Raw genomic sequence first — 10,715 nt, forward strand, 5'->3', positions numbered from 1 at the left:
ATATTTACAAATTTAATTAATTATTTGGTAGTAAATTTTTTCTAATTTTTTGTTTTATGTCATTCTGAACTTATTTCTGAATGATCTATTTATTTAATATTCGACGAATGTCATTTGTACTTTTCAAATATTGATGAATATCTTTGGCATCTTTTTCTTCGATCATTTTTCGGATTTTAGAAATTTGAGTTTGATAAGCATCAATAGCATTGAGTAAATTTTCTCTGTTCTGAATCAAAATTGGTGTCCACATATCAGGTGAACTTTTTGCCAAACGAACTGTAGATTCAAAACCAGATCCAGCCATGTCAAAAATTGCATCTTCATTTTTTTCTTCTTCCAAAACTGTTTGTCCTAACGCGAAAGATGTAATATGTGAAAGATGAGAAACGTACGCAATGTGCGCATCATGTGCTTCTGAAGTCATTATTTTGACATTCATCCAAAGCGATTGATAAATTTTTCTCACTTTTTTTACCGCTTCTTTTTCGCTCTCTTCTACATCGCATAAAATTGCAACTTTGTTTAAGAACAATTCAGGAAAAGCAGCTTTTGGTCCAGAATTCTCTGTTCCTGCAATTGGATGCGTTGCTACAAATTGTTTTCTTTTGGGATGACTTAGGACTTTTTTACAAATTCCAGCTTTTGTCGATCCCATGTCCATTACAATCGTTTTATCATTAATTTGATCTAAAATCTCTGGTAAAACTTTTTGAATCGTATTAATTGGAACTGCAATTACTACTAAATCTGATTGAGAAACCGCTTCATTCAAAGGAGCTATTTCATCCACAATTCCTAATTCTAAAGCTTGAATTTGATGTTCAATATTTTGATCTACCCCAATTATTTTTTCGGCAAAACCAACTTTTTTTAATGCTAAAGCAAAAGAACCTCCTATTAATCCTAAACCGATTACTGAAATTATTTTCATGCTTCTAATCTTTTCTTTACTTCAATCAACTTCTCGACAGGTGCACAAAGTGAAAATCTTATAAATCCTTCACCATTACTTCCGAAAATACTTCCTGGCGTGATAAATACTTTTTTATTGTATAAAACTTCATCAATAAATTCTTTATCATCTTTTCCTTCTGGAAGCTTCGCCCAAATAAACATTCCTGCTGCATTGGGATTATATTTTACATTTAAGAGATCAGCTATTTCCCAAATAATTTTTCTTCGATCTGTGTATACTTTTGTCAATTCATTGTACCAAGTATCATCAACTAAAAGAGCTTTTGTTGCGGCTTTTTGTATAGCAAAATTCATTCCTGAATCCATGTTAGATTTTACTTTTAGAATAGAATTGATGAAACTTTCTTTCCCAATCACCATTCCTACTCGCCAACCTGCAATGTTAAAGGTTTTGCTTAAGGAATTCAGTTCGATACAAACATCTTTTGCACCATCTATTTCTAAAATACTTGTCGGTTCATCGTTCAAAATAAAACTATACGGATTATCATTTACGATTAAGATATTGTGACGAGTTGCAAACTTTACTAATTTTCTAAGAACGTCTTTTGGAGCTTTGGCTCCTGTTGGCATATGAGGATAATTAAGCCACATAATTTTCGGTTTTTGTTCGGCTAGTTTTTCTAACTGATCAAAATCTGGAAGCCAATCATTTTCATTTTTCAAATCGTAAAACAACGGTTCTGCTTGAACTAATTCTGTAACCGACGAATATGTTGGATAACCAGGATTTGGAATTAAAACTTTATCACCTTCATTCAGAAAAGCCATAGAAATGTGCATAATTCCTTCTTTAGAACCCATTAATGGCAAAATTTCTGTAGAAGGATTGGCGTCTACATCAAACTTGTTTTTGTAAAAACTTGCCATAGCTTCGCGCATTTCTGGAATTCCACGATAACTTTGATAGCCATTTATTCCGCTTTGTGAACTTTTGATTAATTCCTCTATCACATCTGGATGAGGTTGTAAATCTGGACTTCCAATTCCTAATGAAATGATTGGAATGTCGGTTTTCATGTTCGCTATTTCTTGTAATTTTTTCGAGAAATAATATTCCTGAACACTTTTTAATCGTTGGGCTTCTGTTATCATTTTTTTCCCAGTTTATATTCGCCTAATATTTCTAAATCCGTTAATTTTCGTGCAATTTTTCCAAGTAATTCATAATATTGTTCTTTTTGCTCGAACGTAATATCAATGTGGAAAGAATATTCCCAAGGTTTTTCAATAATCGGAACAGATTGTATTTTGTCCATATTTATTCCACATTCAGCAATTTGATTTAATACATCAACCAAAGCACCAGATTGGTGTGGAACCGAAAAACGCATCGAAACTTTATTGAAATCTTCGTAATCATTGTGCTCGCGTTGCAATACAAAAAAGCGAGTGAAATTATCTTGAAACGTCTGAATACTCGAAGCTAAAATATCTAATCCATAAACTTCTGCCGCTTTTCTTGAGGCAATTGCAGCTACATCATGCAAATCTTGTTCTACAATATCTTTGGCTGTTAATGCGGTGTCCATATCATTTACAACTCGCCATGTTGGATGTTTTTCAAGGTACTTATCACATTGTAACAATGCCATTTGGTGCGAACGAACTTCTTTTACATTGTCTAACGTTTGTCCTTTTTTGACAATCAATTGATGTTGAATTGATAAATAAATTTCTCCAACAACTTTCAAATTATATTTCGTTAGCAACGCATAGTTTGGTAAAATTGCTCCAGCAATCGTGTTTTCTATTGCCATAATTGCTTTGTTAACTTTTCCCTTTGCAAGTGACTTTGCTAAAGTTTTGAATGTGTCGCATTCTACAATTTCGATGTCATTTCCTAAATAATAATTGGCGGCTTCGTGATGATATGAACCAATGTAACCTTGTATTGCAACTCTTTCTTTCATTTTTTTCCACAAAAAAAGTCCCACAAATTGCGGGACTTTATATTATCTTATTATGAATGTTAACAATCAATTTTGACAACGCAGTCCCTGCTCTTGTGGATAATATCCAAAAAAGTAAAAAAAGAATGCGTTAAAATAATTGAATGTTGCCATTTCGTTTTTCTAATTATCGTACAAATCTAAAAAATAATTTTTCAGTTATCCAAATCTTTTTTGCTAATTTTATCGAAAATTTTTCATCAAATGGGAATAATCATTACAGATTTAGTAAAAAAATACGGTGAACAAGTGGCTTTAGACAAAGTTTCGTTTTCGATAAATAATGGCGAAGTTGTTGGTTTACTTGGACCAAATGGAGCAGGGAAATCGACTTTGATGAAAAGTATTACCAATGCAATTAATGCAGATTCTGGTGAAATTTCTGTGAATGATTTTAATGTTTCATTGCAACCAATTGAATCGAAAAAGTTGATTGGATTTTTGCAAGAAAATAATCCGTTGTACATGGATATGTATGTAAAAGAGTATTTAGAATTTGTCACAAATATTCGAAATGTGCCTAAATCTAAAATTGATGAAGTCATTGAAAAAGTTGGTTTGTCACCTGAAAAGCATAAGAAAATTCATCAATTATCTAAAGGTTATAAACAACGTGTTGGACTGGCTCAAGCGATCATTTCGAGTCCAGAAATATTAATTTTAGATGAGCCTACAAATGGTTTGGATCCAAATCAGATTATTGAAATAAGAGAAGTAATTAAAGAGATTGGTAAAGAAAAAACGGTGATTCTTTCAACGCATATTATGCAAGAAGTAGAAGCGCTTTGTTCACGTGTAATCTTGTTGAATAAAGGAAAAATTGTAGCAGATCAATCGATAGAAGAATTTAAAGGACAATATAAAAATTTGGAAGAAGCTTTTCATGTTTTAACACAATAAAAAAATCCGCTTTAAAGCGGATTTTTTTATGAATTATTTCTTTTTCAAGATAAAAATTTCTTTGATTTTTTCTGGATCAACTTTATCGTTTTTCGTTGTTTTTTCAAGTTTCGTAATTAAATGATTTACCTCTTCCTCAGAAGCTGGACCACCAATGTTTTCGCCATTTACGCGAGAATCTTCTAGGACTTTTCCGTTCGAATCTAAAATTACCCAAAAAGGTAAACCTTGATCTTTTCCTCCTAATTTCTCATTAACAGCATCTCCACCAGAAGTTTCTAAATTTTTCTTTTCTGTACGTTCTTGAACAGTAATAAATGTTTTGACATAATTCGCATCAAAATATGGTTTTACAGCTGGATCGTCCATATTCTTTTCCATCTTTTTACACCATCCACACCAAGAAGCATGAAAAATTAAAAAGACATTTTTATTTTCAACTTTCGCTTGATTTTGAGCTTTTGTTAATATTTCTGTTGCTGTTTGTGCGTTTACAATTCCTGCGAAAGAAATCATAAAACTTACGATTAAGACTTTGAATTTCATTAAAATAAGTATTTAAGTAAATGTAAATAAATAATTGTATTTTCAATGAAAAATTAACACTTATGAAACAATTTTTAGGATTTATTTTCTTGATTTTTCTGGCAAGTTGTGCTTCAAATAAGATGAAAACAATTGAAGGAAAATGGCAACAAGATTTTTTGGATTATAAATCGAAAGTTGTGGAAGTTCCTTTGACAAAAAGTGATGCAATTATGGATGTTTCAAGAAATAAATCAAAATTGAAAATTGAATTTGATTTTCAGGATGGTTATGAAAAAGATGTGACAGATTCTGTTGTGTTTAGATTTCCTCAACTAAAATTCAGAAAGATAAATCTTGATAAAACTTCTAATTATTATGATTTAACTTATAATGCGACTTGCGATTGTTTTTATGGTGAAATGAAATCATATTCTGGAAATGTATTAAACATAAAATTGAACAGAGTTTCTTCAGTTAAATAAATTTAATGGAAATCATTATCTTTGCACAAAATTATTAGAACATCTTTCTAATATTCAATCATTAAAAAAAGAGACAACATATATGAAATGTGGAATTGTTGGATTGCCTAATGTTGGTAAATCTACTTTATTTAACTGTTTGTCGAATGCAAAAGCGCAATCGGCGAATTATCCTTTCTGTACAATTGAACCAAATGTAGGAACAGTTTCTGTACCAGATACTCGTCTAAATCAGTTAGAAGCAATTGTAAATCCAGAGCGCGTTGTGCCTGCAGTTGTAGAAATTGTAGATATTGCTGGTTTGGTAAAAGGAGCAAGTAAGGGAGAAGGTTTAGGAAATCAATTTTTAGGAAATATCCGCGAGTGTAATGCAATTATTCACGTTTTACGTTGTTTTGAAAATGAAAATATTACACATGTTGATGGTTCTATTAATCCATTGCGTGATAAAGAAACAATTGATATTGAGTTGCAATTGAAAGACTTGGATACAGTTGTAAAACGTATCGATAAATCTAAAAAAGCAGCGAAAGCTGGAAATAAAGACGAACAAAAAGTTGTAGAAGTTTTAACAGCTGTTATTGCTCATTTAGAAGAGTTGAAAAATGTTCGTGAAATGGACTTGGACGAAAAAGAGCAAGAAATTGTTGATTCGTTACAATTGATTACTTCTAAACCTGTTTTATACTTATGTAATGTAGACGAATCTGCTGCAAAAGATGGAAACGAATGGGTAGAAAAAGTAAAAGAAGCTGTAAAAGATGAACACGCAGAAGTGTTAATTTTAGCAGCACAAATTGAAGCTGATATCAACGAATTAGAAACTTTTGATGAACGTCAAATTTTCTTAGAAGAATTAGGATTAGAAGAACCAGGCGTTAATCGTTTGATTCGTTCTGCTTACACATTGTTAGATTTAGAAACTTATTTCACGGCAGGAGTAAAAGAAGTTCGTGCTTGGACAATCAAAAAAGGTTCTACAGGACCACAAGCGGCAGGAGTTATTCACACCGATTTCGAGAAAGGATTTATTCGTGCAGAGGTTATTAAATTTGAAGATTTTATTACTTACGGATCAGAATCTAAATGTCGTGAAGCAGGAAAATTGAACGTAGAAGGAAAAGCATACATCGTACAAGATGGTGATATTATGCATTTCTTGTTTAATGTTTAAGATTTAAATTATATCTATATAAAAGCTCAATCGAAAGATTGAGCTTTTTGTTTTATTAAAATGAATAGCCTATTTATAATTGTGATATAAATATTTAAAAAATATATAATAAAATGAGTTGTAAAATGAATTAAATTCAAAGTATTGATAAAAAAAGGTAGATAAAACTAATTTATCAACCTTTTTTTATAGATTTATTTTTTATAAAATTAACACATATGATTAAAAATTTATTTTTTTTAGGATGTCTATTAGTGACTCCTCAACTTTTTGCACAAACAGTAGTTTTTGAAGAAAATTTTGATACTCCAGAAAGACAAGCCTTATGGACGATAGGAGACTTAGACGGAGATGAAGACACTTGGGAATTTGTTGATGCTGTAGAAGCAGAAGCTCCATCATTTAGTGGCTATTTCGCTTGGTCTTGGTCTTGGTTTTTTGGAGCTTTAAAACCTGATAATACACTAACAAGTCCAGTTTTTAAAATTCCTGAAGGAGGTAAAACTGAATTAACTTTCAAAGTTTCTGCAGCAGATAATGAAGAGGGGTTTTACGAAGAGCATTACGCAGTTTATGTAATTCCAGCAAATTCAACTTTTACAGGTTTAGAAACACCAGTTTTTGAAGAAACTTTAGACGGAGGTTATTTCGACACTGCTAAGATTGTAAATGTAGATATTTCTGATTATGCAAATGAAGATGTTCAGTTAGTATTTAGACATTATAATTGTAGTGATATCTTATACATTGGTTTGGATGATGTAAAAATTACTCAAGAAAAATTGTCAACTTCTGATATTAATAAAGAATCTATTGTCGTTTATCAAGATAATAGCTTTGTTAAAATATCTGGATTAAAGAATGTTAAGAAGATTAAAGTCTTTGATGTAACAGGAAAATTTGTAATGGAAGTTCATCAATCAGAAGCCAATATTTCTTCTTTACCAAAAGGAATTTATATAGTTAATTTCTATTCTGGAGATAATGTTATTTCGAGAAAAATTGTAAAAAAATAAAATCAAAAAAAACGAGCTTTAAAAACAGAGCTCGTTTTTTTCTATAAATTTTTTAAATTTTCTATCGCCATTAAAAGTGTTTCATCTTTTTTAGCAAAACAAAATCGCACAATATTGTGATCTGTTTTATCATGATAAAATGCCGAAATTGGTATTGTTGCAACTTTGTGATTTATTGTTAATTCTTTTGCAAATTCATCATCAGATAAATCGCTTATTTTAGAATAATTTGCACTTATAAAATAAGTTCCTTCGGATGATAAAATTTCAAAATTTGTGGATTTTAATCCATCTACAAATAAATCTCTTTTTTGTTGGAAGAAATCGTTCAAATGCAAGTAATGATCAGAGTTTTCTAAGTAATCTGCAATTGCATATTGAGAAGGCGTATGCGTAGAAAAAGTATTGAATTGATGACATTTTCTAAATTCTTTCATCAATTCTTTTTCAGCTAAAATATAACCGATTTTCCAACCAGTTATGTGAAATAATTTTCCGAAAGAACCCACAATGAAAACCTTGTCTTTTACCGATTTTAATTTCGCAAAACTTTGATGCGATTTTCCATCAAATGTAATGTGTTCATAAACTTCATCTGCAAGCAAATAACAATTTGAATCTTTTAGGATTTGTTCAAATTGTTTTAAATCATTTTCGGATAAAATTCTTCCAGTTGGATTATTCGGATTATTAACGATAATCAATTTCGTTTTATCATTAATTTTTTGCTTCAATTCTTCAAAGTCGATTGAATATTCAGGATATTTTAGCTGAATTGAAACAATTTTTCCTCCAAATAACTCTACAGTTGGTTGATATAAATCGTAAGCTGGTTCAAAAATAATGACTTCATCATTTGGATGAATTAATGTAGAAATAATATTAAAAATCGCCTGACTTGCCCCACTTGTAATATTGATTTCATTCTGAAAATCGTAATCAGATTGATAAATACTAGAATATTTTTCTGAAAGAAGTATACGTAATTTTTCGACGCCAGTCATTGGCGCGTATTGATTGTAATTTTGTGTCGAATAAAAATTTAAACGACTAATTAATTCAGAATCTGCATTAAAGTCAGGAAAACCTTGCGCCAAATTAATCGCTTGATGTTCATTTGCCAATTGACTCATTACTGAAAAAATGGTTGTTGAAATATTAGGTAATTTAGATTTAATCATAACGACAAATTAGGTTGATTTTGCTCAAAATCAAAACAATGAACCTTAATATTTTTAGGAATTTTTTTCTTATTTTTGTAAAACTCGTTTAACACTCAACAACTCAAATGTCAGAAATAGATTTACAAGTAAATTATACGGAAGATAATATCAAAACCCTTGATTGGCGCGAACATATTCGTATGCGACCTGGGATGTATATTGGGAAGCTGGGAGACGGTTCGTCTCAAGATGATGGAATTTATATTTTGTTAAAAGAGATTGTGGACAACTGTATCGATGAATTTGTGATGGGTGCAGGGAAAACAATTGAAATTAATCTGCGCGAAGATGAGGTGACGGTTCGTGATTATGGACGTGGAATACCGCTTGGGAAAATGGTTGATGCCGTTTCCAAGATGAATACGGGGGGGAAATATGATTCGCAAGCCTTCAAAAAATCGGTTGGTTTAAATGGTGTTGGTACAAAAGCGGTAAATGCGTTGTCAACATCGTTTCGAGTACAATCTATTCGTGATGGAAAAACGCGTATAGCTGAATTTGAACAAGGGATTTTGTCAAATCAAGAAGATGAAAAAGAAACATCTTTGCGAAAAGGAACTAAAATTACATTTGTTCCAGATAAATCAATTTTCTTGAACTTTAAATTCAGAAAAGAATATGTAGACAAGATGTTGAAAAACTATGTTTACTTGAACCCTGGATTGAAAATTATTTTCAATGGAGAAGAATTCTTTTCGAAAGATGGTTTGAAAGATTTATTGAAAGATAATATAGAAGAGGAAACGATTTATGATATCATCCATTTGAAAGGAGAAGATATTGAATTAGCAATGACGCATAGTTCAAAATCGTATTCAGAAACATATTATTCTTTCGTGAATGGACAAAATACAACACAAGGAGGAACGCATTTAACAGCCTTCAAAGAAGCTGTTGTGAAAACTGTTCGCGAATTTTATAATAAAAATTATGATCCAGCTGATATTAGAAAATCAATTATTGGAGCAATTTCGATTAAAGTAATTGAGCCAGTTTTTGAATCTCAAACTAAAACTAAACTTGGTTCGAACGAAATTGGACCAGGAATGACAACAGTTCGTACTTTTGTAAATGATTTTATCAAAACGAATCTTGATAACTTTTTACATAAAAATACAGAAGTTGCGCAAGCTTTAGAACGTAAGATTAAACAATCAGAAACGGAACGAAAAGAGCTTTCTGGAATTCGAAAATTAGCTCGTGATCGAGCTAAGAAAGTTAGTCTACATAACAAAAAATTGCGCGATTGTCGACAACATTATAACGATCCGAAAGCTGAATTGCGTTTAGATACAACTATTTTTATTACAGAGGGAGATTCGGCAAGTGGATCAATTACCAAAAGTAGAAGTGTAGAAACACAAGCTGTATTTAGCTTGAGAGGAAAACCGTTGAATTCATATGGTTTGACAAAGAAAATTGTTTATGAAAATGAAGAATTTAATCTTTTACAAGCTGCGTTGAATATCGAAGAAGGATTAGAAGATTTACGTTACAATAATGTTGTAATTGCAACTGATGCCGATGTTGACGGAATGCACATTCGTTTGTTGATTATCACATTTTTCTTGCAATTTTTTCCTGAATTGATCAAAGAAGGACATTTGTATATTTTGCAAACGCCACTTTTTCGTGTAAGAAATAAAAAAGAAACACGTTATTGTTATTCTGAAGCAGAAAGAATAAAAGCTTTGGAAGAAGTAAAAAATCCTGAGATTACACGATTCAAAGGATTAGGAGAAATTTCACCAGATGAGTTTAAACATTTTATTGGAAAAGATATTCGTTTAGAACCTGTAATGATTGGAAAAGATCAAACGATTGATAGTCTTTTAGAATTTTATATGGGGAAAAATACTCCGACAAGACAAGAATTTATTATTAACAATTTAGCCATAGAAACTATAAAGAATTAAATAACCACCAACCGACTTAACCTAAAACTTATCGAATTATGAAGAAAAATAATCAAAATGTAGTTCAGTTATTTAAAATACTGAATATTACAATCGTTATTTTAATCATCCTAAACCTCATTATGTATACTGGTGTTTTACTTCACAAGTATCATTTTATACCACCTTATGTTGTTTCTATTTTTATAGGATTACTAGTTTATGTAAGTTATAAAAGTGGAAACCAGTTTTTTGCAATGGATACAAAAGGTGAAACAATAACCTTTGAAACAAAGAATGTTGGATTTTTATCATTCTTAGATTCAAAAAATAACAAAATCGATTTACCAAAGTATAAATTGATTAAGTATGATATTAAGAAAGGAATCTTTTCTAAAAATCTTATCTTTTATATTAATAGTAAAAAGAATCCGAACAGTTTAACAAAAATAAAGTTTCGTTTAGCATTTATTTCTAATCGGAATATTAATATTATCTTGACAGAATTAGATAAAATTGTAACATCTAATTGTACTATTAAAGATAATGTAGAAGTAGCTATTTAAC

11 protein-coding genes are annotated in these 10,715 nt (G+C 30.6%); 6 read left to right on the forward strand and 5 right to left on the reverse strand.

The annotated features are described in order from the left end of the window. Nucleotides 1-85 precede the first annotated feature (85 nt). From E4J94_RS04715 to E4J94_RS04725, 3 genes are read right to left on the reverse strand one after another with little or no spacing between them, the layout of a single operon-like run. Nucleotides 86-934, reverse strand: a complete 849-nt coding sequence (locus E4J94_RS04715; protein ID WP_135834716.1) for a prephenate dehydrogenase — start codon at nucleotides 932-934, stop codon at nucleotides 86-88. Next, the gene (locus E4J94_RS04720) at nucleotides 931-2,073 is read right to left on the reverse strand and encodes a pyridoxal phosphate-dependent aminotransferase (protein WP_135834717.1); all 1,143 of its coding nucleotides are present in this window, start codon (nucleotides 2,071-2,073) and stop codon (nucleotides 931-933) included. Before E4J94_RS04720 ends, E4J94_RS04715 begins: the two co-directional genes overlap by 4 nt. Continuing rightward, on the reverse strand, nucleotides 2,070-2,891 hold the full coding sequence (locus tag E4J94_RS04725; RefSeq protein WP_135834718.1) for a prephenate dehydratase: 822 nt from the start codon (nucleotides 2,889-2,891) through the stop codon (nucleotides 2,070-2,072). Before E4J94_RS04725 ends, E4J94_RS04720 begins: the two co-directional genes overlap by 4 nt. A 243-nt stretch (nucleotides 2,892-3,134) precedes the next feature. Here E4J94_RS04725 and E4J94_RS04730 point away from each other — a divergent pair, with 243 nt between their 5' ends. Further along, the gene (locus E4J94_RS04730) at nucleotides 3,135-3,830 is read left to right on the forward strand and encodes an ABC transporter ATP-binding protein (protein ID WP_135834719.1); all 696 of its coding nucleotides are present in this window, start codon (nucleotides 3,135-3,137) and stop codon (nucleotides 3,828-3,830) included. 33 nt (nucleotides 3,831-3,863) lie between these two features. Here the strand turns inward: E4J94_RS04730 and E4J94_RS04735 are convergent, their stop codons facing one another. Next, nucleotides 3,864-4,376 (reverse strand): thioredoxin family protein, encoded by a 513-nt coding sequence (locus E4J94_RS04735; RefSeq protein WP_135834720.1) that lies wholly within the window; start codon nucleotides 4,374-4,376, stop codon nucleotides 3,864-3,866. A gap of 62 nt (nucleotides 4,377-4,438) precedes the next feature. Between E4J94_RS04735 and E4J94_RS04740 the strand changes: the two genes are divergently transcribed. From E4J94_RS04740 to E4J94_RS04750, 3 genes are all read left to right on the forward strand, one after another. Further along, the gene (locus tag E4J94_RS04740) at nucleotides 4,439-4,840 is read left to right on the forward strand and encodes a hypothetical protein (RefSeq protein WP_135834721.1); all 402 of its coding nucleotides are present in this window, start codon (nucleotides 4,439-4,441) and stop codon (nucleotides 4,838-4,840) included. A gap of 82 nt (nucleotides 4,841-4,922) precedes the next feature. Continuing rightward, nucleotides 4,923-6,014 carry a redox-regulated ATPase YchF gene (gene ychF, locus E4J94_RS04745; RefSeq protein WP_135834722.1) on the forward strand — a complete coding sequence of 364 codons (1,092 nt, stop codon included), beginning with the start codon at nucleotides 4,923-4,925 and terminating at the stop codon, nucleotides 6,012-6,014. A 218-nt stretch (nucleotides 6,015-6,232) separates the two neighbouring features. Beyond that, nucleotides 6,233-7,030 (forward strand): T9SS-dependent choice-of-anchor J family protein, encoded by a 798-nt coding sequence (locus tag E4J94_RS04750; protein ID WP_135834723.1) that lies wholly within the window; start codon nucleotides 6,233-6,235, stop codon nucleotides 7,028-7,030. 41 nt (nucleotides 7,031-7,071) lie between these two features. Here E4J94_RS04750 and E4J94_RS04755 read toward each other — a convergent pair whose 3' ends face one another. Further along, on the reverse strand, nucleotides 7,072-8,211 hold the full coding sequence (locus E4J94_RS04755; RefSeq protein WP_135834724.1) for a methionine aminotransferase: 1,140 nt from the start codon (nucleotides 8,209-8,211) through the stop codon (nucleotides 7,072-7,074). A 107-nt stretch (nucleotides 8,212-8,318) separates the two neighbouring features. Between E4J94_RS04755 and E4J94_RS04760 the strand changes: the two genes are divergently transcribed. Both E4J94_RS04760 and E4J94_RS04765 read left to right on the forward strand, forming a co-directional pair. Further along, nucleotides 8,319-10,169, forward strand: coding sequence for a DNA topoisomerase IV subunit B (locus E4J94_RS04760; RefSeq protein ID WP_135834725.1), 1,851 nt, complete (start codon nucleotides 8,319-8,321; stop codon nucleotides 10,167-10,169). 38 nt (nucleotides 10,170-10,207) lie between these two features. Beyond that, on the forward strand, nucleotides 10,208-10,714 hold the full coding sequence (locus E4J94_RS04765; protein WP_135834726.1) for a hypothetical protein: 507 nt from the start codon (nucleotides 10,208-10,210) through the stop codon (nucleotides 10,712-10,714). Nucleotide 10,715: the final 1 nt, after the last annotated feature.

This window comes from Empedobacter tilapiae (assembly GCF_004785645.1).
Taxonomy (GTDB): Bacteria; Bacteroidota; Bacteroidia; order Flavobacteriales; family Weeksellaceae; genus Empedobacter; species Empedobacter tilapiae.

Coding starts and splice junctions, on each gene's coding strand:
- E4J94_RS04750 (WP_135834723.1), top strand. CDS start 6,233: ATGATTAAAAATTTATTTTTTTTAGGATGTCTATTAGTGACTCCTCAA.
- E4J94_RS04725 (WP_135834718.1), bottom strand. CDS start 2,891: ATGAAAGAAAGAGTTGCAATACAAGGTTACATTGGTTCATATCATCAC.
- E4J94_RS04755 (WP_135834724.1), bottom strand. CDS start 8,211: ATGATTAAATCTAAATTACCTAATATTTCAACAACCATTTTTTCAGTA.
- ychF (WP_135834722.1), top strand. CDS start 4,923: ATGAAATGTGGAATTGTTGGATTGCCTAATGTTGGTAAATCTACTTTA.
- E4J94_RS04740 (WP_135834721.1), top strand. CDS start 4,439: ATGAAACAATTTTTAGGATTTATTTTCTTGATTTTTCTGGCAAGTTGT.
- E4J94_RS04760 (WP_135834725.1), top strand. CDS start 8,319: ATGTCAGAAATAGATTTACAAGTAAATTATACGGAAGATAATATCAAA.
- E4J94_RS04735 (WP_135834720.1), bottom strand. CDS start 4,376: ATGAAATTCAAAGTCTTAATCGTAAGTTTTATGATTTCTTTCGCAGGA.
- E4J94_RS04720 (WP_135834717.1), bottom strand. CDS start 2,073: ATGATAACAGAAGCCCAACGATTAAAAAGTGTTCAGGAATATTATTTC.
- E4J94_RS04715 (WP_135834716.1), bottom strand. CDS start 934: ATGAAAATAATTTCAGTAATCGGTTTAGGATTAATAGGAGGTTCTTTT.
- E4J94_RS04765 (WP_135834726.1), top strand. CDS start 10,208: ATGAAGAAAAATAATCAAAATGTAGTTCAGTTATTTAAAATACTGAAT.
- E4J94_RS04730 (WP_135834719.1), top strand. CDS start 3,135: ATGGGAATAATCATTACAGATTTAGTAAAAAAATACGGTGAACAAGTG.